The sequence below is a fragment of the uncultured Fibrobacter sp. genome (assembly GCF_946062555.1).
Lineage (GTDB): Bacteria > Fibrobacterota > Fibrobacteria > Fibrobacterales > Fibrobacteraceae > Fibrobacter.
Genome location: NZ_CAMGVQ010000030.1, coordinates 1 through 25,179, shown reverse-complemented (window position 1 = coordinate 25,179; position 25,179 = coordinate 1). Strand labels below are relative to the sequence as shown.

General features: G+C 51.0%; 12 protein-coding genes. 9 read left to right on the top strand and 3 right to left on the bottom strand.

All coding sequences use genetic code 11. The features are described 5' to 3' along the window. The first annotated feature begins 99 nt into the window (after positions 1–99). The 6 genes from Q0P86_RS09980 (at position 100) to mnmA (ending at position 16,607) form a co-directional block, all read left to right on the top strand. Entirely contained in the window at positions 100–1,719 is a 1,620-nt protein-coding gene (locus tag Q0P86_RS09980) for an acyl-CoA carboxylase subunit beta (RefSeq protein WP_294113295.1), read from the top strand. Between the two features lie 420 nt (positions 1,720–2,139). Beyond that, positions 2,140–5,769, top strand: a complete 3,630-nt coding sequence (locus Q0P86_RS09975) for a hypothetical protein (protein WP_295039171.1) — start codon at positions 2,140–2,142, stop codon at positions 5,767–5,769. Position 5,770: 1 nt separating this feature from the next. Continuing rightward, positions 5,771–7,042, top strand: a complete 1,272-nt coding sequence (locus Q0P86_RS09970; RefSeq protein ID WP_295039169.1) for a hypothetical protein — start codon at positions 5,771–5,773, stop codon at positions 7,040–7,042. Positions 7,043–7,131: 89 nt separating this feature from the next. Then, positions 7,132–8,406 carry a hypothetical protein gene (locus Q0P86_RS09965; protein ID WP_295039167.1) on the top strand — a complete coding sequence of 425 codons (1,275 nt, stop codon included), beginning with the start codon at positions 7,132–7,134 and terminating at the stop codon, positions 8,404–8,406. 187 nt (positions 8,407–8,593) lie between these two features. Next, positions 8,594–15,433, top strand: coding sequence for a cell surface protein SprA (sprA, locus tag Q0P86_RS09960; protein ID WP_295039164.1), 6,840 nt, complete (start codon positions 8,594–8,596; stop codon positions 15,431–15,433). Positions 15,434–15,509: 76 nt separating this feature from the next. After that, positions 15,510–16,607, top strand: a complete 1,098-nt coding sequence (gene mnmA / locus Q0P86_RS09955) for a tRNA 2-thiouridine(34) synthase MnmA (RefSeq protein WP_295039161.1) — start codon at positions 15,510–15,512, stop codon at positions 16,605–16,607. Positions 16,608–16,629: 22 nt separating this feature from the next. Here the strand turns inward: mnmA and Q0P86_RS09950 are convergent, their stop codons facing one another. The 3 genes from Q0P86_RS09950 to Q0P86_RS09940 form a co-directional block, all read right to left on the bottom strand. Next, positions 16,630–17,391 (bottom strand): tetratricopeptide repeat protein, encoded by a 762-nt coding sequence (locus Q0P86_RS09950; RefSeq protein WP_290993376.1) that lies wholly within the window; start codon positions 17,389–17,391, stop codon positions 16,630–16,632. A 124-nt stretch (positions 17,392–17,515) separates the two neighbouring features. Beyond that, positions 17,516–19,327: a BatD family protein gene (locus Q0P86_RS09945; RefSeq protein ID WP_295039158.1), complete on the bottom strand. Its 1,812-nt coding sequence runs from the start codon at positions 19,325–19,327 to the stop codon at positions 17,516–17,518. A 914-nt stretch (positions 19,328–20,241) separates the two neighbouring features. After that, positions 20,242–21,276, bottom strand: coding sequence for a CofH family radical SAM protein (locus Q0P86_RS09940; protein ID WP_295039156.1), 1,035 nt, complete (start codon positions 21,274–21,276; stop codon positions 20,242–20,244). Between the two features lie 82 nt (positions 21,277–21,358). Here Q0P86_RS09940 and Q0P86_RS09935 point away from each other — a divergent pair, with 82 nt between their 5' ends. The 3 genes from Q0P86_RS09935 (at position 21,359) to nadC (ending at position 25,094) form a co-directional block, all read left to right on the top strand. Continuing rightward, positions 21,359–22,648, top strand: a complete 1,290-nt coding sequence (locus tag Q0P86_RS09935; RefSeq protein ID WP_291025135.1) for a homoserine dehydrogenase — start codon at positions 21,359–21,361, stop codon at positions 22,646–22,648. Positions 22,649–22,691: 43 nt separating this feature from the next. Next, positions 22,692–24,143 (top strand): sugar transferase, encoded by a 1,452-nt coding sequence (locus Q0P86_RS09930; RefSeq protein ID WP_290993385.1) that lies wholly within the window; start codon positions 22,692–22,694, stop codon positions 24,141–24,143. A gap of 87 nt (positions 24,144–24,230) precedes the next feature. After that, a complete protein-coding gene (gene nadC / locus Q0P86_RS09925) occupies positions 24,231–25,094 on the top strand; it encodes a carboxylating nicotinate-nucleotide diphosphorylase (protein WP_163437838.1) in 864 nt (287 codons plus the stop codon). Positions 25,095–25,179: the final 85 nt, after the last annotated feature.

Sequence of the window (25,179 nt, the reverse complement as noted above, 5' to 3'; positions counted from 1 at the left end):
TATTATTTAAACAAAAAGAAACAAAAGCCGTTGACTAGCTCAACGGCTTTTTCTAATTTTGGCTACGAAAATCTTACAAGTAAAGGAGTTCTTTACAAAATGTGGAACGAAAAGTATATCGCTAAGCTGGATGGCTACCTGGCTCAGGCTCAGGCGGCAGGTGGGGCTGCCCGTGTCGATAAGCAGCACCAGTCTGGAAAGTGCACTGCACGCGAACGCATGGAAATGCTGTTCGACGAAGGTACGTTTGTTGAAGTCGGTGCGCTTCGCAAGTCGAGCAACCGCGTGCTCAAGGAAAGCAAGGTCGTCCTGGGTGACGGCGTCGTGACCGGTTACGGCAAGGTGAATGGCCGTCTGGTGTTCGCCTCTTCTCAGGACTTTACGGTGGGTGGCGGCTCCTTGGGCCAGTGCCACGCCGAAAAGATTTGCCGCGTGATGGACATGGCTGTCGAAGCTGGTGCTCCGTTTATCGCCATGAACGATAGCGGTGGAGCCCGTATCGACGAAGGCGTGTTCTCCTTGGCAGGCTATAGCGCCATTATGGCCCGCAACGTTTGGGCTTCAGGCGTGATTCCGCAGATTGCCGTGATCATGGGCCCCTGCGCTGGTGGCGCCTGCTATTCTCCGGCTCTGAGCGACTTCATTTTCATGACGCAGAACACGAGCCAGATGTTCCTGACGGGCCCGGCTGTGGTGAAGCAGGTGATTGGTGAAAGCATTACCGCTGCTGACCTCGGTGGCGCTCCGGTGCATACCTCCAAGTCCGGTGTGGCTCACTTCATGTACGAAGACGACAAGAAGTGCCTCGAAGGTGTCCGCAAGCTCCTCGGCTACTTGCCGCAGAGCAACCGCAAGGAATCTGCCGAATGCAACTGCAAGATTGCCGAAGCCGCCAAGAACGACGAAGGCTTCTTCAAGAAGCTGTTCTCCAAGTCCGAATCGAACGAAGGGGCAGCTTCCTTCGACAACAGCGCCTCTATCCAGGACATCGTTCCGGATAACTACAAGCAGGCTTACGACGTGAAGTCCGTTATTGCCGCCTTTGCCGATGCCGACAGCTTCTTTGAAGTGCAGAGCGACTGGGGCAAGAATGTGGTGATCGGCTTTGCCCGCTTGAACGGCGAAGCGATCGGTGTCGTGGCTAACCAGCCGAAGGTGCTCGCCGGTTCCTTGGACGTGGACGGTTCCGACAAGGCTGGCCGCTTTGTGCGTTTCTGCGACGCGTTCAACATTCCGCTCCTCGCCCTCGCCGACGTTCCGGGCTACATGCCGGGCTCCAAGCAGGAATACTCGGGCATTATCCGCCACGGAGCAAAGTTGCTTTATGCCTTTGCCGAAGCCACCGTGCCGAAGGTGACGCTCATTCTGCGCAAGGCTTTCGGCGGCGCCTACATCGCCATGAACAGCAAGGACGTGGGTGCCGACTACGTGTTCGCCCTCCCGATTGCCCAGGTGGCCGTGATGGGTGCCGAAGGTGCCGTGGAAATCATCAACAAGAAGGAAATCGCTGCGGCTCCGGATCCGGCTGCTGCTCGCGCCCAGTGCATCGCCAAGTACGAAGAAGAGCTGATGAACCCCTACGTTGCCGCCTCCATGGGCGTGGTCGACGAAGTGATTCACCCGGCCGATGTTCGTAAGCGCCTCATTGCCGCTTTTGACGCCTTGAAGACCAAGGAGCAGAAGCGCCATTGGAAGAAACACGCGAACATACCGCTGTAAAGACCGCTCGCGCCCAATCGGACAAAGTTTGTCCCCCGAGCGCTCGCTCTCGCAATCGCGACCCGTTAACACCGGGTCGCTTTTTGCTCACAGAGACCGAATCGGCTAAATTCTCCAGAATCCTTACTCTGGAGCCGATTCTCTCGCAACCGCCCTCGGTTAACACTCGAGGGCTTTGTTGCTCACGGAAGATGAGTGTCATGAGTGAAGTCAAAGGATTTCTAGGAATCTTTGAAAGTCCCTTGGTTAATGCCGGGGACTTTTTTTTAAGAATGACTAAATTACAATTAAATGAGAGAAATAGTCTAGTTTGTATCAACAAATGTAGAATTTGTGTGAAATGATAAACTAAAATTTTCTATATTGAGTTGTGCCGTTTTAAATTTATATGGAGCGTAAATGAAGAATTATATAGCGTATATGATTGTTTTCCTGGGAGTGGTAAAAGTTTTGGCTGCTGACTGGGATTTCGCCGTAGCAGAATTATTGCCTGGGGAAAATAAGAGATCTTACGTAGGCGAAATTACATCTCCAGGAGCTGAAGCAACAGAAAGCTCCATTATACATTACGACGAGAACGGCTATCTCCCATTTGGTTTTTGTACAGACATTGTAAATGCTGATGGAACGAATTTCAAGGAAGGAGTGTTTCATGTTACGTCGTTGGCAGAATCTCTCGAAAAGGCTGTGGAGAAAGGGACTATTCTTGATACATGGCATTGGATGCTTGTTTATACGCTAGATTATACGGTAACCTGTAGCAATCATATTACATATAGGGGAGTATTTGTTTGGCGAACTGAATTGTCTAACTGCAAACTCAATTGTAGTGACGATGAAAGAACTCAGTATTTTGTTGACGTTGATACTTATAATTATTCAACGAATACATTTAAGGCTTATCGCAATCGGGCTAATGAAGATAAAAAAAATGTTGTACCGATAAGCAATCTTATTGCTGCATGGAATGGTCGAAAGGTTGCGTATCCTGACTGGAAATATGTTTCCGGTCCAAGTAGGTTGTCCCGTCCGGTTATTTTTGTTCATGGACTGAACGATGACTACAAAACCTGGGGTGTAGAACCAGTTGTTGAAAAAGGTAAGGATGGTATAAATAAGGGAGATGATAGATTCCAAAAGGGCTTGGTGAAGGCGTACGATAGGGGTTCTGCCCCTGACATTTTGGCTAGGTTCCTAAATATTAACAATTCGGAAGATTCCATAAATCACAATGGAATATACTTCTTCCAGGCTCCAGGCAGTATTGTTGATGATAAATGGAAGGATGCTAATCCCCACTGGACTGGAGTTGATGGAGAAGATTCTCAATCTAGCAAGCTGTATAGGCGTTTGATAGAGGTCTTGGATGATTTCTATAAGGATTCGAATTTGCAATGGCGGGAACATCCGGAATTGATTGTTGACATCGTGGCACACAGCCAGGGAGGCCTTGTCGTTCGCGAAATGCTACGGGGACTCCGGGCAGAAAACGCTTCTGCCGGACCTGAAAACCCTGCAAACCACATTGGGCGACTCGTAACGGTCGATACGCCGCATCTGGGGGCGGCAACTGCTTCCAAAGATTCAAAGGATATTCCTTCTCATCCCGGTTTGGGAATTCTCATTGATGATTTGAATGCATATTATTCCGGAAATGCGGTGAGACATTCGCTGATGAATTTGAAAATAGGGGTTGATTATTTAAATCCGCTAATTCCTGTACTTTTCGGCAAGGCTTCGGGAGCTGTAGGTGGTTCGTTGGGAGTACTTGGAATGGCCTTCTCTGTTATTGCTGGTGATCCTATTGTGGGGCCTATTGCGACAACTGCGGGGGGAACTGCAATCTTTGTTGGAGGGATGGGGGCTGCAACCGCTGGGGCTGCCGTAGCCACAGCCGCTCCAATTGTTTCTACAGTGGCCTTGGCTGAGTATAATGTCTATGTGTCGGGACCGTATCTTGGCCCATATAAGATAAGTTTCAATATAGACCCTCCTGGGCCGGGTATTTTCAATATTCCGTGGTCTATTGAATTAGATGCAGCTGCCGAATATCGCGATATGGCCATCGAGAATAGAACCTTGGGCGATTACCTTTATAAAGAAAATGATTTTATGAGAAAACTGAATGATGGAAAAAATGGAGAGTCGTATCCAAGACTTCCGAACGGAAAACGGCTGAACATTTTGCCGCTATACTCTGGCGATGTCTCTATGGTGGTCGTGCAACTTCTGAAAGGTTTTGATGAAAAGCTGAGAATAAAATGTCCGGAATTTGACTCTGATGAAGATAAGATGGCCTGCGCTGCGCTGGATTCCTATCTGCAAAAAAAGGTGAACCAGTTGTTGGAAGCTTATACTAAAGGGACGGTGAACGCCGACATCGATGTAAATGATTCGCTGCTGACCATATTGGACAATGTCCGAGAAACGTGGCTGACCAATAGCGATTTGATTGTGGAAACCGAGAGCCAAAAATATGAAAGTAAGGAATTGGGCATATCCGATGCAGATATTGCTGAACTAGGGACTGCGCGCCCCTACCTGTTCCATGATGCCTTGGCACCTTGGGAGACGGTTATTCATATGGGTGGTATTCCTGGAACAGTAGCCTCCACCAGACAAGGACTTGACATTGCTTGTGCGTTGGACTGTGGCTGTGACAACTTGTTGGCCGAAAAACCGGATGCAAAAGTAATCTACCTAAAGGATGGCTGTGTAGATTTGACAGGCGATTTTAATATTGTACCCGTGTTCTTAAACGAGGGTAAGCATGGAATTCGAGTGTCTTATGTGCAAAATACTTTGGATGCCGTGTATGAACCGGGCGTGGGTTCTTATGTGGACTATATGGTAGCTGATGGTGGTACCTGGCGGGATGTTGTTGTGTCGGCAGATATTGCTACCGTTCCGCGACTGCAAAGGAATGGACAGAATATCTTGGCGCTATTCGAAAATTATTCCGGAAAAACGTTTTCAAAGGAATACTCCATACCAGAAATGGCGGCCAATGTTTCCATTTGCATTTTGGGGGAAGGTGGAGAGTCCTTGCCTGCAGTAATAGCAGGGGAAGGGACTGTAACAGACCAGGATTCCCAGCTTCCGCCTTCTCCACCTGATGTGCAGAAAACGGAAGGAAGTATTTTTGTTATGCATCGCGAGGCCCGTGGTGAAAACGAGGTGAATACTTCGCGTCCAAGAATTCTTGTGGCGAATACTTCTGATCGAGATATACTCGGATTCAAGGTGGCGTATTACTTTACGGCGGACCCGGCGAGGCTTCCCCAAGTAGTAGTGGATTATCCTAAAATTCCAGTGACTCTGGAAAATTTGGGTGGTGACCAGTGGCGATTTGTTCTTGATGCAAGCGATTCTGTATTGAATGCGATGTCTGCGTTCCCCAGTTTAGATGGCTGGCAAATACGGCTCTACTATGAAAGAGATTGGAGTGACTTCGATTATTTGGATGATTGGTCTGCCGACTATAACATCGGTGTTCCTAGGATGAATAAGAGAATTGTCGTTTATGATGTTAATGGTCGGATTCTGTGGGGACAGGAACCAGAACCGTTCAGAAGTTCCGACAACGGCTTGATTCCTGCACCCAAGGGAATCATTTCCTGGTCGGATGTCGCTCCTTGGGAGAACAATATGTTCAAACCCCAGGTCACTGTGAAAAATACGGGCTCCGTCGCGTTGAAGGACTATCATGCCAAATTGTGGTTCCGTGTCCCGGAGGGCAGGGAACTATATATCCCCGAAGGGGACTGGTACACGCCCTATTCAAGGCCAATGCTTCGCAACAGCGGTGAAAATGTATGGGAATTGGACTTGTTTTTCAATGAATATGTTCTTTATCCCGGGGATTCCGTAATCGAAGGAAACATCGGCGTTCATCTGAAAGATTGGAGCGTGTTCGATAAGACGGTTTGCGGTATAGCCTTGATTGATTCGGATGGAAACGTTGTTTATGGAAAAATCCCTTCAGTTAACGAATGTCAATCCTATGATGCACCGAGTCTTTTGGAAATGCAATATGTGTGGAGGTTCTAGCATGAAATTGATTGTTGCGATTCTTGTTGCGTTCGTCCTTTTGGGCTGTACGGACCATACCTCTACGGGACCGGTTGAAAAAAAGGAAGAAAGGCTTTATGGCTGGCGGTGGGACGATTTCAAGCCTGTCCCGGATGCCTCGAAAATGTTTGGAGGTCTGCGAGAAATCTACAATGTAGGGGAATGGATTGTATTGATGGATGATTATTATTCAAGCAATGCATACACCTCGCCGGGAAAGGTTACTGCGACTCCTAGGATATATGCGTCTAGAATCGGCTCCACTCAATGGGATACCCTTTCCAGTTCCGAATGGATTCGGTATATCTACGGAGATTCTACGGGACTTTATGCGGGAACGCAATTAAGCGGCAAAGTCTTAAAGTATGATTTTAGTAGACGGTTATGGGATGAAATTTATAAATTGGAATTTGCATCAACAGGATTCTACAATGTCTATGGAATTGCTGTCTATAAAGGTTTTCCTGTAGTCTGTTTTGCGGGTTACGATGACAGGGCCGATATTCGCCCAGAAACGATAAAGCTGTTTATGAAAATGCAGACGGATACGGGCTGGGTAGATATCACGTACGATTACGATTCGTCCAAGGAATATCCCTTTCAGTTTCACAAGGGTGTTGAGTTGAACGGTAGGTTGTATGCCATTAGCGGTGCCCGCGGGGTATGGCGTTTTGACGGAAGCTGGAAACAACTTTCAAAGATTCCTTACCCTGCTTGGGCGACTTGGACAACTGAGGATAATGTTTCAGAACAAATTATGGATATCGTTGTTCATAGAAAAAAAATTTATGTTATTGGTCAAAAATATTCAACGAATGTTTTAGAATATGATGAAAATCTGGATCGGTGGAATCCTATAGATAGTGTAATTGAAACGTATGACGAGTCTATTGACCCAAACGATCCTTTTGCAGACCCTTATAGGGGGCATAGAACGTTTCACAATACGTCAAGTGATCGGTTAGCTTTAGTTTCCGATGGCGAACATCTTTTTATAGTAGGAGATCCTCCTTGGCCAGCCGTGTATATGGGAGATTACGGCATGCCTTACGGAAACGAGGAAAAGGGGTGGCGGTTCGTGAAGGGCAATTTTTGCGAGAATCTGAGATGCCTGTCGACACAGGAAACCTACGACATGGAAGTGGTTGGGGATACCCTGTACTTGGCAAACTGGAGCGGTGTGCTGAAATTCCCCCTTGCTGACCTGGACAGCGCTATAGCCAAGGAACAATCGTACCCGGAGGCATATTAGTATTGATTGAAAACCACCTTCTGTTAGCGAATGTCAATCTTATGATGCGCCGAGTCTTTTGGAAATGCAATATGTGTGGAGGTTCTAATATGAGGGCTCTTTTCGCAGTGCTTGTGGCTCTATTCCTTTTTGCCTGTACAGATAAGACTTCGTCGGGGCCAGAAAACCGTGAAGACGAAAGACTTTATGGCTGGCGGTGGGATGACTTTAAGCCAGTTCCGGATCCTTCAAAAATGTATGGAGGTCTGAGGCGAATTTTTCACGTAAATGGTTGGATTGTATTACGTGATGATTATTATTCAAGCAACGAATATACTTCGCCAGGAAAAATTACGACGACCCCGAGGGTATTTGCGTCGAAAATAGGCTCTACGCAATGGGATACGCTTTCTAGTTCCGAATGGATTCGATATATCTATGGCGATTCAACAGGTCTTTATGCGGGAACGCAGCTTAGCGGGAAAGTGCTGAAATATGATTTCGAAAAGAAATCCTGGGTTGATTTGTATACGCTTCCGTTTGACCCTAAAGGTGCCTTTGATATTTATGGAATTACGACATATAGGGGAAAGCCTGTTGTCTGCATTGCCGGCTATGCTGATAATGCGGACAGGCGGGACGACAATATTGTGCTTTTCATGAAAATGCAGACCGATACGGGCTGGGTAGATATTACTTATGATTACGATTCGTCCAAGGAATATCCCTTCCAATTTCACAAGGGAGTGGAACTGAATGGTAAATTGTATGCCATTAGCGGGGCCCGCGGGGTTTGGCGTTATGATGGATCATGGACACAACTTTCTAAAATTCCTTACCCTGCTTGGGCAACCTGGGCAACGGAGGAAGAAATATCTGAACAAATCATGGATATTGTTGTCCATAAAGGAAAAATTTACGTGATAGGTGAAAAATTTTCGACCAACGTCCTTGAATATGACGAGGCACTTGACCGCTGGAATCCTGTGGATAGTGTAATAGAAACGTATGACGAGTCTATTGACCCAAACGATCCTTTCGCTGATCCTAATAGGGGGCATAGAACGTTCCACAACACTCCTTCCAGGAGATATACTCTCGCTTCGGACGGAGAACATCTTTTTGTTGCCGGTGACAACCCGTCTCTCCCCGCGGTGTATATGGGTGACTATGGCTCGCCATACGGAAACGAGGAAAAAGGATGGCGACTCATAAAGGGAAATTGGTGTGATGACTGGAAATGTATCGCAAATGACGTCACCTACGACATGATTGCCGTAGGTGACACCCTGTACCTCGCCAACTGGGAGGGTATCCTGAAATTTCCACTTGTCGATTTAGATAGTGCGATAGCAAAGGAAGATTCTTACCCCACTGCGCACTAACAACTCCGAGCTGAGTCCCCTCCCGCAAAAGAATGCTTTTACTCTAGATAAGCGCCTGTTAAGACTGAAAATTTTCTATTTTCGCGCAAAATTGCAGGCTTTTCTTGTAATCTAGGTGGTTTTGCCGGGTGCAAATTCAGTATTTTATGGGAACCTGTATAAAAAGAAGACTGTGTTTTTTGATGGTTTGAAACACTTGTGGCCGGTGGCGACTATCGCCCTTGCCGTAGGAATCGCCTGGTCCCAGAGCGACTCCGTTTCGGTAGTGTCTGCCAGTGACGCTGAAACCACGGAGCCGGATCCGGCTGAAACCGAGTGGCAGCCGACATACCAATACATATCGTTGCCTCCTTCGGCGACCCCGTTGAATGGACTTTTGCCGTTCGGCGGTATCGGTTCTTCGCCGCGTTTGATGAGTACCAGCAAGGGGCAGGTCTTTAGTCACGATATCAATGTCTCGACCCGTGAAATGGACGTGAGCGAAAAGCGCGTGAACTCCGTTTCGCGTGACACGACGACCTTGTGGACGGCGCATTATCCGGAACTTGCGGACTATGTGTCGGACATGTACAGTATCGGCCAGAAGAGCCTGTGGCTGAACGACCTGGTCGGGAAGGCGAACGACGGATACGAGACCCCCGAGGTGGGTTCGGTGTTCGACATCACGATTCCCGTGACAATGCCCGCGTGGATGCGCGACTTTGGCTTGGACAAGCCGAAGCTGATGCTCCAGGGAACGATGGATATCCGCTTGAAGGGCTACGGCGAAAAGGATGACGCCGAAGGTAGCACCAAGACGAGTCTGTGGCCCAGCCCTACTTTGAACTATACGCCGAACTTCATGGTGAAGGGCAAGATCGGCCCGTACATCACGGTTGAAATCAACAACGTGGAAGAAGGGCTGGGCGCCCGCAACCAGGTGCGTGTTGTTTACGAAGAATCGTACAAGGACGAATTCGAGGACTACATTCTGCAGCGTGTAGAAGCCGGTACCACGAACCTCGCCTTGACGGGTACGGAACTCACGGGTTATTCCGAGAACCACCAGGGGCTGTTCGGTATCAAGGCCGACTGGAAACTTGGTGACTGGCGCCTTACGACGATTGCCTCGCAGGACGGTGGCGACCAGGAAGAGTTCAGCCTGAAGTCCAGTGAATCGACGACGGAGTTCCAGATTCTCGATAAGCAGTTTGTCGCTTACCGCTACTACTTCCTGAATCAGTCGATCAGGAGGGACTACGTCAATGCGGCCATCGGCGGAAACAGGACTTGGAACCAGAAAGCCTCGGAACTCAGGCTTTATAAGCGCGGAGTCACGAACAGTGCGACGGGCGTCATTGATAATGTTTATGTTCGGTACACGACGCCTGGCGGAAAAACGGTCGTGAAGCTCGTGGAGCGCATGGTTCAGATTCCGAATACGGACTTTACTTACGATTCGAAAATGGGCGTAGTGAAGGTGAACGGCGTGAACCGCAACACCTTGCTTGCGGCGAGCTGGACGGAAGACCGTGGCGGAAAATCCTCGGTGAAAGAAGGGGATACGGTTTCCCTTATTCAGTGGGACGCATCCCTTTCGGAACTGGTCGATATCGACAAGCTCATGCTGCGTAATGTGTATTCGATTGGCATTTCTGATGCGAGTTCTTCGAGTTTCGTTTTGCGCATGATGAACAAATCGGGTATCTCCGGGGATTACCTCAAGAAACTTGGCCTGGTGGATACGACCACGGGAACACCGTTGGTGAATGACGCTACGATTTTCAAGAAGGACGCTTCGGGAACATACACGGGTGAAATGTGGCTCCCCTGTAAGAAGTCGTCGGATCCGGTTTACAGCGGTGCGAAGAATCCCGATGAACTGGCCAAGCAGAATTGCTTGGAACCGATGCGTAACCTTGATTCCTCGGCGGCGATGGCTCAGCTCTATACGCTTCCTGTTTACAACCTCCAGCGCTACACGAACCGCTTCTATTTTGAATCGGTAGGTAAGCGTCGCAATTCCGTGCTGAGCGTGCGAGACCCGAGTTCGAGCTATTCGGTGAGCGGAAGTTCCTGTATGGATATTTCGCCGGGTACAGAAAAGGTGACGGCGGGATCGACGACTCTTATTCGCGGAACGGACTACGAAGTCAACTATGAGCTCGGCCAGATTGAACTTTTGAGTGAACGCGCTCTTGATCCGAACAAGGAAATCAAGGTGAGCTACGAATGCGAACCCCTGTTCGAAATCGACAACAAGCTTTTGCTGGGCGCCCGTGCGGAACTTCCGCTGGACCTTTACGGCATGGGTGCTGGTTCCGTGTTTGGCGTCACCGCCTTGTACAAGAGCCAGAGTACCACGGCGAAGACTCCGACGCTCGGAAACGAACCGTACTCCAGCGTGCTGTTGGGCATGAACCTCCGTTTGCAGGATACGATTCCGGCCCTCACGGAACTGGTGAATCTGATTCCGGGGATCAATACGACGGCGCAGTCCAGCTGGCGTTTCGAGGCGGAATTCGCGGCGAGCCGCCACAATGCAAACACGAGTGAAGAAAGCTCTGCGTTGGTGGAAGATTTCGAGGCGACTACTTCGGGGTTGACTTATCCGCTGTCCCGTCTGTCGTGGTACCTGGCGTCGCCTCCGGGCGGTGTGGAGCAGAACAGCTTGACCTACATCGAAAGCCAGGATTATCGGCACAAGGGCGAGTTTATCTGGCACAGCAACAATACCGAACTTTACAAGAACATTTACCCGTCAGTCGGAAATTCCGATGTTGACAATCAGCACCTGACGGTACTCAAGATGACGCTCCGCGCGAACGACAACTTGGCTGGTAATTCCTGGGGTGGCGTGATGCGTCCGAACAGTAGTTACTACCAGGATATGAGCGATATGAAGTATATCGAAGTGGTGGCGCGCGGAAACGTGGGTTCGCTCTACCTGGACTTGGGTCTTATTAGCGAAGACCTCTCGATTAACGGAGCTGCGCCGAACGGGGATTACAACGGCGAAAATGACTTGGGGACATCGACGGCGCTCAATGACAAGGGCCTTGATGGCGTAAGTGGATCTGACGAAATCGACACGGTTTGGGATTGCCGAACCAATCCTTGTAAGGGCACTGAATATAGCGTGCGGATGGGCAATGTGGATGCGTCGTCGAACGATATCGCTCACGATAATTTTAACGACGACCTGGATGAAGAAAGCGATCCTCCCCGGGCTATCAACGGAACCGAAAAGAACTCGGGCGAACGCACCTACGATACCGAAGATATCAACAAGAACGGTTCCTTGGACAAGGATATCAGCTTCGTGCGTTACCGCATCGATTTGTCTGATACGAACGCTGCCCATTTCGATATCCTTAAGAACGGATGGCGAAAGTGGCGCATTCCGCTGTACCAGTACGATACTATTGTCTCGGCGACGGCAAATGATTACCAGACGATTCTTGCGGAGTCGCAGTTCAGCAGGCTCTGGCTGGGCAAGCTGAATAATGGCGTGGCCGAGGCGAAGGTGCAGGTGGTGCATCTTGCCGTCGTAGGAAACGCTTGGGAAGAAACGACGGTGGCCGACTTGTACCAGACTTCTTCGACGGAACATTCGCAGATTGTGGAAGTGAACGGCGTCGAAACGATGGTGACCGAAAATGTGACGGCGAAGGACACGAACTACATTACCGTAAAGACGATTAACAACCGTGAAGATGCGGACAAGTATCACAAGTCGCCGAATACGAAGACGGAACGCGATTCCGATTCGAACGCTCCGCTGAAGGAAACGGCGCTGGTGCTCGATTACCACAATATGAGTCCGGGACAGGAAGTGGGCGTGACGCGTATTTTTGAAACGGACGTGAAGGATTTTTCGAGCTACCGCTCGCTGAAGATGGAAATCCATTACCAGACGGATGCAACTTCGGTGCCGGTGCGATTTGCTATACAGTTCGGTGAAGGCTCGCTCGAAGGTTCCAGCGACTACTACGAATGGAGCTTCCGCCCGGTGAATTACACCTGCAAGAAGGGCTCGGAACGCCCGCAGGACTGCGATGAACGTAACTGGCTCGACAACGCCTTCGCGATGAATGTTTCCGACTTCTCGGACTTGAAGCGAGGCCGCCGTCCGCCGTACCTGACTGCAGTCGAAAAGGATTTGGGTGGCGACCGCGAAGAGAAACTCCGACTGGTGGGTAATCCGTCGATTACGAGCATCGACTGGATGCGTTTCGTGATTATTGCAGATTCCAACGCTTCGGAAAGCGACTTGGAAGGAACCTTCTGGCTCGATGACCTCCGCCTTTCGGATATGGATACCGAATGGGGCTATGCGGCGCGTACAAGTGGCCAGGTGAATTTTGCCGACTTTATTTCGCTATCGGGAGCCATTCGTTACCAGGATGGTAATTTCGCGACCCTTTCGACTTCGAATGGTTCGCCCAAGCCGAAAACTTCGGTAGCCGCCTCCCAGATCGATGTGGCGGGTGACTTCACGATGAACTTGAACAAGTTCCTGAACGATAGCTCCGGATTCCACATTCCTCTTTCGCTCGGCTATCATAGTTCGACCAAGCGCCCCTATATGAAACCGACTGACGACATGATGCTCAAGAGAAGTAGCTTCGTGGATATGACAGGCGATATGTTCCAGGGAAGGCTGGAAGTGGATGGCGACAAGGAAGAGCAGAAACTGCGCGACGAAGCGGAATCTAAGGGCTACCAGTCTTATGTGCGTGACCGTTCCTTCGGCATCAGCTACCGCAAGGATTACCATGCCCGCGATTCCAAGCTGGGCGAGGTGATGTCGCAGATATTCCTCGATCGTCCGGCCTTCAGCTATTCTTACAACGAGTCGGAAGGCCGTGCGACGACTTCGGCGGATTCGTCCTATTCTTACCATACGATTATCGAGTATAAGCTGGGTACGTTCAGCATGTTCCGTTTCAGGCCGCTTGACGCTCTGTCCAAGTTCGAATGGCTGAAACCGCTCGCCAAGACGGAATTCGAACCCTGGCCGCAGACATTTGACGTGACGCTATTTGATTTGAACTATGTTCGCTACGTGAACCAGAACCGTGATCCGGATTTTGTAGAACCGCAGGTAGACAAGATTGTCACCTACACGACTGAATTGAGCCACAAGCTGAATATGCGCTGGAACATTTTCTCGTTCCTCACGACAAGCTATTCCTTGAATGTCAAGCGCGACATGTACGGTGGTGGCGACCGCGAAGCGTTCGTGAAAAAGAATTTCTTTACCTCGCGTGACGGTGGCCTTTTTGCAAGCGATTATATCTTTGACTATGACCATACCGACCGTCGTGTCTATGTGTCGGGCGACAGTATTGTAGCCATTCCGCGTGATACGATTGCTAGGATTTCTGAGAGTGGCGATACTCTTGCCATCGACATGCAGAACCCTGATTCCTACGAAATCCGCTACGATACCACGGTGTTCTACAAGGTGGATAGTGTGGGTCGCAGGGAATATGGCCGCTCCTACGGTATTCTGCGCAACGAACGAGCCCGTTCGCAGCAGTTCAAGATTGGGTTTAACCCGCGCCTGATTCCGTTCCTGCCGTTTACGACCAATTTTAGTTCCGATTTCAACCAGCAGAAGACCATTCCGGACGATTTCGATTTCAAGGACGAGACGATGATCGAAAAGAATTACTGGACGATTTCGCAGACGAACCGGTTTGAGTTCTCGCCGACGTTAAAGATTCTCGATTTCGCAAATGCGTTCGGAAAGGGGAACTTTGTTGCGAGCGCCTTCGACAAGATAAAATGGCGTGAAATCCGCTTTAGCTGGACCGCAAGCACCAACACCGTGGGTGAGAACTTTACCTTGGCTCAGCTCAACGAGGAACAGCACGTGACTCCGTTGCAGTACTATCTGTATGGTCTTGGCCTCGGTAACGGCTATCGGAATCGTGGTTTCTACAATATCGTCACAGGCGATATGGGGCTAGATCACCGCGACGATTACCGTCGCTTTGCGCAGTACCGTAACCATCACGTGGATACGCTCGTGTACCAGGGTAATTTCCGTCACTCCGTTTCTCGCCAATTCCAGATGGGAACGGGAATTACGCTCCCGATTTGGGATATCGGAGTCCAGGGTGACTTGCAGTGGAAGGAGGACTTCTCCCAGGCGAGAGAATATCCGCTTTACTTGGATACGACGACGGTGTGGCCGAAGATTGGTGTCGGCGTGACGGTCCCGAATTTCTCGCAGCGCGTATCGATCCTGAATGGTTTCCGCAGCGTGTCGACCTTCCATCGTTTCGATTACACCTATACGACGACGGTGCATCCGTTCCAGAGTTCCGAAGATTCCTGGTCGCAGAGTATTAACTTCAACCCGTTGATTCGCGTGACGTTCTTGCTGCAGAATAACATGCGAATCGAAAACAGCGTGCGTATGAAGATCGAAGATACTGACCGTCGCCCGAAAGAAGAAGTTATCGGCATTACCACGTGGCCCGATTCGGCGGGCAATAGCCGCGATACCACTGATTACTTCTGGGAAACGCCGTGGATCCATACGTCGCTCTATAACGACTTTATGTTCAATATCGGTGACGACTTCACCATTACTTATCCGCTTAAGCTCGACAAGGCGGTCAAGTTCTTCAAGTGGTTCTTCAAGTTCAAGAACTCGGTCGACCTCAAGTTTACAGCCGGTTACGACTACAAGAAGACCATCCGCAAGCAGTACGATCCTGAAGACGGCTACGATATGTGGAACAAGGAGAGCGGAACGGACGGTGTCTTTAGACAGTGGCATTTTGACGACCCGCTGTACGCCGATGTCCCGAAGACCGTCTATAATCCGAAACTGACCTTGACGGATAGGACGGTGCCGTCGCGTACGCACGAATGGTTTATCCGCCCGAGTGCGGGCTACCAGTTCAACAAGATTGCGTCGATGAGCAGTTATATCGAGTACCGTCAGATTCACGAAAAGCTGGATGACGAAACTCCGCACCTCCGACAGATTTTGCAGTTTGAAATTGCGTTGATGCTGAGGTTTGACTAAGTCGGAATTCGGATTTCAGAATTCGGAATTACAGGAGTGTCATCCTGAGCGGATGTGCTACGGAGTCGAAGGATTTATGATTAAAAAGCGCGTGGCTGTTGGCATGAGCGGGGGAGTGGATTCCTCTGTGGCTGCACTTGTCCTTTTGGAGCAGGGTTACGACGTGTTCGGCGTAACCCTGCGGGTTCTGCCTCCGCTTGCAAATAGCGGGGCGACCCCTTATGATCCCGAAAAGGACGAAAGCGTCTTGCGCGCGCGCGCGGTCGCAAAGCGTCAGGGGATTGAACACTTCGTGGCGGTTTGCGACGATGCGTTTACCGAGCGGGTGCTGAAGCGTTGCCACGATGACTTTGCACAGGCTCGGACGCCGAATCCATGCTGCTATTGCAACCGCTTCGTGAAATTCGGCTGGATGATGGACTTTGCCCTGGAGCATGGCGCCGACTTCCTGTCGACGGGGCACTATGTGAATGTGAAGGAGATCGGCGGCATCCGCAGGCTTTTCCGCGGCAAGGACTTGGCGAAGGACCAGAGCTATTTTCTGTTCGGCGTTCCCGACGAGGCGCTGGCTCGCGTCATGACCCCGCTCGGGGGCATGGAAAAGCCCGAGGTGCGGGCTTTGGCTTCGAAGTACGGCTTCGAAAACGCGAGCGCGAGTGACAGCCAGGACATCTGCTTCGACATCTACGGAATCGATTACACTGAATTCCTGGAAGAACGCTTCGGTGCGATGACCCGCCCAGGAAACTTCGTGACCGAGGACGGAAAAATCTTAAGGAGTCACGAAGGTTACCACCGTTACACGGTGGGACAACGCAAGGGACTTGGCGTTGCCCTGGGCGTCCCTGCGTTCATCCGCAGCGTGGATCCTGCGACGGGTGACATCGTGGTGACCGCCGACAAGTCGGCCGTCTCCGCTACCGAAGTCCGCATCGAAAATTGCGTATGGCACGGCGTCAACCCGGCAACGGGCTCCGCATACGCTGCTGGCGACACCTTCGAATGCGAGGGCATGGTGCGCTACCGTCAGCGCCCGACCCGATGCATGGTGAAAATCCTTGAAGGCGGCTGCGCACTCGCCAGTTTTGAACAGTCGCAGTTTGCCGTAACGCCTGGCCAGTGCGCCGTCTTTTACGACGGAGACATGGTGCTCGGTGGCGGCTGGATTCGCTAGTTTGTTCTAGAAATGGACAAGTCTATTTTACGATTCCGACATCGCTCATTTTGACGAAACCGCGGACCTTTTCGCCCAAGCGGATTTCGGCGAAGTTTCCCTGTTCGCTAAGCACTTCGAAAGAGGTGCCTTCGGAGAGCGTGTTGAGCGTCTGGGACTTGTCGCTGGGAGCGCTAGTCACGTCGGCGTCCTTCGCCGTGACGACTCCGGTGATTTCCGTTTCGGTGACGAAAACCTTGTAGCCGGCGCTCATCGCAATGATGCCGAAAACGCAGGATAATGCGAACATCGTTCCGATGAGTATGTTTTTCGCCTTTCCGTTGCGGCTGATGCGCCTTGCGACGGCGAGTAACGCAATCGCCCAGAAAATTCCGAGAAGCGTCCACATCTGCGCCTTTAAGGAAAGCGCGTGATGCGCCTTGAAGAGGCCTGCAAGGAGCGGATTTTCTTCGCCGTCTTCGTCCACCTTGTCGCGGGTCATAGCTTGCGCGTACTTGAGGTTGTGCAGGATGTCGTCATTGCTTGGGTCAAGTCGCAGGGCCGACTTGTAATAGTAAATGGCGAAACCGAGCTTGCCGCTGCGGAAGTAGGCATTGCCCAGGTTGTAGTAGAGGTCCGCGTTTTGCGTGCCGTTGTCGCTGCAGGTGCGCCATTCGTCGATGGCACGTTCGAAGTCACCTTCGTTGTAGGCCTTGGCGCCGGTCTCGATGCCGTTGCAATGTTCTGCGGCGTTCGCTACTACCGCAAATGTTAAAAATAAAATGATGCTTCTTAAGATACTCATATTTTGTATTTTCCCTTGATTGTCATTCCTGCGAATGCGGGAATCACCTTTCTTATTTAAATAAAGTTTTTGTTTTAGGTTGAAAAGGTGATGCCCAAACAAGTTGGGCATGACATCTTAAATGTTATACCTTTAGTCCTTCGCACAATTTTTCCACGTCGTTGAGCATTTTCTGCTGCTCGTCCTTGGTCGGGTTCACCGGGGCATACCGCGCGAATGCGCATTTTTCGAGCCAACTGTCGATGGCCGCAATGGTTTCGTCTTTCACGCCGAGCTTTGCAAGTTCTTCCTTCATTTGCGGGCGGGTCATGCCCTTGAATTCCAGATTCGTCTTGTCGCTTAAGTAGTTGATTAAGCCGTTTTCGAGGGCTGCGTAAAGAGCCTTGGCATCGCCCTTCTTTAAGGCTTCGCGCGCGTCGGCAAAGCGTGCCTTGAGCATCTTGTTTGCCTTGCCCTTACGCACGAGGGCCGCGTCGCTGTTGTGCTTGCGGTGGCTGCGCACGGCGAAAGTCACAATCAGGTAGAAGGGGATTGCGGCTGCAAAAATCACCCAGTAAAGAATGCTCTTGTAAGGGGCGGTGTTGTTGGCGGCTTCGTTTACCTGGTGGATAAAACGAATGTCAGAACCGAGCGATTCAATTTCCTGTTTCTGCACGGCGGCGGGGCCTTGGGCGACCGGTGCCTGGAATATGGCCTCGGGGACGGCCTCACCCTTTTCGACGGTGACATTCCAGGGGCCCGCCTTTGCGGTTTCGTATTTCTTTTTGCTCGGGTTGAACCAGGAGTAGGTAATTTCGGGAATGGTGAATTCACCCTTCTTTTTGGGGTACAGGAACACGCGAATGTTCTTGGTGGTAATCACCTTGTTGCCGGAGACTTTCTTGTTGAGTTCGTTTTCGGGGGGGACCGAGCGGAACTCGCCGAAATCGGGGAGCTTGGGATCGGTAATGGAACCGGGGAGGCCGTCGCCCTTGATGTTGATGGTAAGCGTCATGGCTTCGCCGACCTTGAGTTCAGTGCGGTCGAAATCGGCGCTGAAACTGTAGTTGCCCACCATACCGCTGAAGTTCGCGGGTTTGCCTTCGGTTGGGAGCGGTTTCACGGTAATGTTGATAGTGGGGGTCTGCGTTTCGGCTTCTACAGATTCCTGCTTGACACTCCTGCTGGAGAATGTCATGCCGCCCATCTGCTTGTTCTCTTCGACGACCTTCGGCTCGCCGCGCTTGGTGTACTTGAACTTGAACGGCGGAATTTGCAGGTTGCCGCTCTTGGTGGATGCTAGCCAGGCGAATTTTGCGCTCGCCTGCATTTCGCGGCGGTTTCCTTCGACGGGTTCGAATTTCATGGCCGAAAGGTCGCTGCGGTGTACGATAAAGTCGTCACCGGTGTTCATGTCGGTCGCCTGGAGGCCGCCTTCGAAGTGTTCGTAGGTGTGGAAACCGAGTGTCACGTTGAACTGTTCGCCTTCGTAGACCGATTTCTTGCTTGGGGAGAGCGATACGGCGAGGGCGTCGTCGCTATAGGCGCGCTGGATGTTGATGGGAATGTCGCCCGTGAGGTTGTGCTTTTGCCCGTCGATGTCAATGAAAATCTGGCCGATGCTGATGCGGCCTGTTTTTTTCGGGGCTTTCAGCTTAAAGGTGTAGACGCGAGCCTTGTAACCGCCCCGGTTGCGGCTTCCGCCAAAGAAGGAATTGAACATGTCCTCGATATCGGGGCGAATCACCTGGTCGGTACTGTCGATGCCGACCAGGGTAAATCCGTTTGCGGTCTCGATTTGCAATTCGCTGCGGTTTTCGGGGAGTTCGTTCAGGGGAAATACAAGCTGGAGTCCAAAGTTCTTGCCCGATTCCACGCGTTCGCGGTCCACTTGCAGGGACGGCCGTGCTTGTGCGCACAGGGCGGCGGCTAGGCAAAATAAGATAATTCGTTTCATACCCCAAATTTACCAAATTTCGCCAGAAAAGACAAACTGAGAAAGGCGGGATGCGTGGAGTGCGGTGAAAATGGCCGAGACTGTTTGAACTCATTTTAATATGAGTGGTTAAAACATTAGTGGGGGAGAACGTGGGCATATAAATCGCTGTTTTTGAATGATTTATATGCACGAAATATTTAATAGCGCCCTTTTCGCTTCTTGTTTCGATGAATTTTTGTTGTCATTTGATGTGTATTGCATATAAAAACGATAAATAAGCTTTTTTATATGCCCCCAGCAGTTTCTTTTCAGGTGATTAAAGTGGTAGTCAGCTTCTAATGGGTTTGGGGAGGCATATAAAAAGTGGATTGGGTTTCTTTTATATGCTCTATACAGCTGTTTTCACTTGGTGAATACTGTTAATTTGTTTAAACTGTGGGGGGAGAGGCATATAAAAATTACATTTTTGAATGTTTATATGTCTATGGCTCTTGTCACGCTTTGTTGGTTGCCGTTTGCGAGTGAAAAGTTCTATTTTGGGGGTTGCGTGCAAACAATCAATAAATATATTCTTTTTACCCTTGACGCGTTAGTAAAATTTTGTTAAAATTGGCGCGCTGTTTCAAAAAGACGATAAAACGTCGAAAATAAAGGATAAAAGGTATATGTACTGCATTCTCGCTGCCCTTCTGATCAAGAGCTTCAGGAAGCATGCCAAACGCGCTTAATAAGCCGCACAAGCTGTTTTTTCTCTCTATGGTTATACCGGTTACGCTGAACAAGCGGACCGGTGTTTTTTATTTAGTAGGGTTGGGAATAAAAATGTCGTCAGGTACAGCCTTAGTCGAAGTGGCGCTCCTATGGAGCGCATTTCGGAGCGGCTCGGCCATGCCCATTGACAAGCTTTGCCTGCCATGGTCGCGGCTCTCGCCTTAGTCGAAGTTTAGAGTTCGTCTGTAGGGGGTGAAGCCGGCGTTTTTGATGAATTCTTCGGCCTGTTCGATGGTTGTAAGGCCGTGGTTTTGCAGCACGTTTTCTTCGATGACGATGCTGTTGATGTCGTCGGCGCCGCTGTGCAGCCCGAGTTCACCTAGGGAAAGTCCCATGCCGAGGAGCGATACTTCGATATGCGGGATGTTGTCGAGGTACAGTCGCGAAAGCGCGAGCAGCTTGAGGTATTCGTCGCCGCGCACGTGGCGGATGGGGAACTTGTCGGTTTGCGGCTGGAATGTCCACACCACGAAACTCTTGAACCCGTTTGCGATATCTTGCGTCTTGCGCACGTAATCCAAATGCTCGATGATTTCTTCGGGGGTTTCGACGCTGCCGAAGACGATATTCGCGCTGCCGGGGAGCCCCTTCTTGTGGCAGGCGGCGAGCGTGTCGCACCATACCTGCGCGGGGAGCTTTTTTGGGCTCAGTATTTGGCGCATGCGGTCGGAGAGAATTTCGGCACCGGCGCCCGGAACGGAACTGAGGCCTGCCGCCTTGAAAATATCGAGCAGCTCGTCAAGGGAGATCCTGTTGAAGACGGCGATGCGGACGAGTTCTACGGGAGAAAATCCGCGGACTTTCACGCCCATTTCTTGCGTGAGCATTTTCAGGATGTCGGTATAGTAACTGAGAGGGAGCGCCTGGTTCACGCCTCCCTGCAAGAAAATCTGGTCGGCGCCCCTGGCCTTGGCTTCGATCGTTTTCTGACGGATTTCGTCCAAATTAAGCACGTAGGCTTCGGGGCTGTGGGCGGGACGGCAGAAACTGCAAAAGCTGCAGGTAATCTCGCAGACGTTCGTGTAGTTGATGATGCGGAAAGCCGTGTAGCCCACCTTGTTCCCCGGGTTGATGCGGTGGCGCATCGCGTCGCCGGCCTGGACCACCTCGGTCCACGGGGCGTTTTTCAGGATGTCAAGAGCTTCCGCCGGGGTGAGGCGTGTCCCGTCAATCGTTTTTTTCAATAGGGAATTCATTGATTTTTAAAATAGAAAAAATGAACTGCCCTGTATACTTTTCTATATTTCCCCGCGAAAAAATTTAAAATGGAGACGCCTTATGCTGCGTATTGGACTTATTGGTACTGGAACCGTCGGTGGCGGTGTTATTCAGATTCTCGAACAGAAAATCGCCGAATACAAGGAAAAGCTTGGCGTTGAACTGCAGCTTGCCTGCATCTGCGCAAAGTCCGAAGAAGAAGTCGCCCCGTACAAGGCGAAGGGTTACAAGGTTTCCACAAACGCCGATGAAATGATCGCTAGTGACGATATTGACGTGCTCGTGGAACTCGCCGGTGGCTACAACATGCCGCGCAAGTGGATCTTGGCCGCTCTCAATGCCGGTAAGCACGTGGTGACTGCGAACAAGGCTCTCCTCGCCAAGTACGGCCACGAAATTTTCCCGCTTGCAGCCGAAAAGGGATTGCATGTGCTGTTCGAAGCTGCTGTTGGCGGTGGCATTCCTATTATCCGTAGCCTGCAGGAAGGCCTGCTCGGTTCTACGGTGGAACACCTGAGCTGCATCATTAACGGTACCTGCAACTACATCCTGAGCCGCATGGCCGACGAAGGCCTCGACTTTGACGTGGTGCTGAAGGATGCCCAGAAGCTGGGCTTTGCCGAGGCGGACCCGACTTTCGATATCGAAGGTATCGACTCCGCTCACAAGACTGCCTTGCTGGCTAGCCTCTGCAGCGGCAAGCGCGTGGACTTTGAAAAGATTCATGTGACGGGTATTTCGAAGATTACCGCCCAGGATATCGCGTTCGCCAAGGAACTTGGCTGCTGCGTGAAGCTCCTCGGCATTTACCACCGCGACGGTGACCGCGTGGACGCCCGTGTCCATCCGTGCTTTGTTTCTAACGAGAACCTGCTCTCGAACGTGAACGGTGTCATCAATGCCGTGTACCTGAAGTGCGACAACTTGGGCGAAACGGTTCAGACTGGTGCCGGCGCTGGCCGCCTCCCGACCGCTTCTGCCGTTGTAGCCGACCTCGTTTCCTTGGCCCGCTCTGTGGATCAGGGTAGCCGTAAGGCGCTCCCGATGGGCTGGTTCAACGTCGAAAACTCCGCAACGCTCGTTCCGATTTCGGAAACTTCGGCCCGCTACTACCTGCGTTTCACTTCCCGTGACGCTTGTGGCGTGCTTGCAAAGATTACGAGCATTCTTGCCGAGAACAACATCTCGATCGAAACCATCATCCAGAAGAACGTGAACGATCCGGGTAAGGTCTCTGTCGTGGTGATTACCGAAAAGACTCTGGACTGCAAGGCCTCGAAGGCGGTGGACGCTATCGACGCATTGCCCGAAATTGTCGAGAAAAGTCAGGTCATCCGTTTCCTTGCGTAACGGATAGCCTTTGGCAGTCGCAATTTTATAATTTAGAGTCGTTATGATTCGTGCTGCTACATTGGAACGCATCCTCGTGGTCCTGTCGGACTTCGTGGCGTTGTCGATTTGTTTTGCCCTCGCTTTCTGGGTGCAGTTCCACAGTGGTTGGATTGTAGACAAGTTTGACCCGAGCAAGGCGTTTGCCGATTATGCCCACATGGGACTTATTTTGAATGTGGGTTGGCTTTTCCTGTTTACTTGTGCAGGGCTCTACCGTTCGTGGCTGTTGATGTCGAGAACGCACCAGATATTGCGCGTGTTGCGTGCGGTGCTGATCGGTATCGTGGTCATTGTCGCGGTGCTTTTCGGTGCGGAATTCTTGGGCAAGGTCATGGCGAACGAGCCACTCAGTAGCGGTTACCTTTATGGTTCCCGATTCCCGTGGATCTTTATTTACGGTGGCTTTGCGCTTTTCCTGGTGATACTTTTCAGGATGGTAATCTATCGTTGCCTACGCCGACTCTTGAGTCTCGGCTTTGGTGCGAACAACATTCTTGTCTTGGGTGCGACCGAGGCGGGCCGAAAGATTGCCGAAGCGCTTGCGAAAACTCCCGAACGCGGCCAGCGTGTGGTGGGCTTTGTGGACGAACGCTTCCAGGTGATGGAACATGAATTTGCCAATGTTCCGGTGCTTGGAAAATATGCAGACCTTGCTTCGCTCATTAAGAAGTACAAGGTGACGGGCATTATTATCGCCCACGAAAGTTCTTCGCCGCAAGAAATCATGCGCGTGCTGGTGTGGGTGTGCGACCAGCCGGTTCACATTTACCTGGTGCCAGAACTCTACAGTGTGGTGCATGGACGGTTCAAGGCGAACCTGGTTTATGGCTTTGAACTGCAGGAACTGTTTGCGTTTACCATGCCTTTGTGGCAGGTGCGCGTGAAGCGTGTGATTGATATTCTGTTTGGCGCATTCCTGGGACTGATTTCTTTCCCGGTGTGTGTGCTTGCCGCGATTGCCATCAAGCTGGAAGACCGTGGTCCGGTGTTCTATTCGCAGGAACGTATCGGCCTGTACGGTAAGCCCTTTACGGTTTACAAGTTCCGCACGATGCGAACCGATGCCGAAAAGTTCGGTGCCCAGTGGGCCACCAAGGACGACCCCCGCATAACCAAAGTGGGCAAGTTCCTCCGCAAGACCCGTATCGATGAACTTCCGCAGATTTTGTGTGTGCTTAAGGGCGACATGAGCATGGTGGGACCGCGTCCGGAACGTGCCGTGTTTATCGCCAAGCTCCGTGAAGAGATTCCGTTCTACATTAGCCGCCTGAAAATGAAACCTGGCCTGACCGGTTGGGCTCAGGTGTGTCACCATTACGATACCAGCACCGAAGACGTGAAAATCAAGTTGCGATATGACATGTACTACTTCGAAAACATGAGCCTGCTTCTCGACTTCCAGATTTTGGTGCGGACGGTTTATGTTGTGCTGACCGGAAAAGGAGCACAGTAGGGTGTGAAGTGTGAAATGTGAAGTGACTAAAGAATAATTCCACATTACACACTACACACTACACATTTTAACAATAGGTACTAAGTTATGTACGGTGATAATTCTACTCCGATTTTTCCTACCGAAGATGCTCTCACGATGATCCGCCTGGCTCTTGCCGAAGACGTGCGCACGGGTGACGTGACCAGCGAATGGACGATTCCTGCCGACCAGAAGCAGCATGCCCGCCTGATAGCCAAAGAAGATGGCGTGCTCGCAGGCCTTCCGGTGATTGAACTCGTGTTCCAGGAACTCAAGGCGAACGTGAAGGTGACGCTCCACAAGAAAGACGGCGATGTCGTGAAGAAGGGTGACCTGATTGCCGAAATGGACGGAACGACGCACGAACTCTTGACGGGCGAACGCACGCTTTTGAATTTTATCCAGCAGCTTTCCGGCGTGGCGACTGTCGCGCATACCTTCCAGGAAGCCTTGAAGGCGGGGAAGACCAAGGTGCTCGATACCCGCAAGACGGTTCCCGGATTCCGCACGCTGCAGAAGTACGCCGTTCGCGTGGGTGGCGGTTCCAACCACCGCATGGGCCTCTTCGACATGGTGCTGGTGAAGGACAACCACATTGCAGCAGCAGGTGGCGTTCTCGAAGCGCTCGAAGTGGTGAAGAAGAATAACAAGCAGAACTTGATGGTCGAAATGGAAGTCGAAAATTTTGACCAGCTGCGTGCACTCCTGAACAAGGGCGTTGACGTCATCATGCTCGACAACATGAGCAACGAGATGATGGCCGAAGCCTTGAAGATTATCAAGGAAAGCGGCGACAAGTGCCTGGTCGAAGGTTCCGGCAACATGACGCTCGAACGCGCCAAGGAAATCGCGACACTCGGTCTCGATTATATCTCGGTGGGCGCTCTTACACACAGTGTAAAGGCTCTCGACATTTCGATGAGAATTTAAATTTGGCCGAAAATTAAGAAAAGAGAAGCCTAAAGTGGTCGGTTTTTTCCGACAGGAAAAACCGGTTTCTTAATTGAACTTTTTT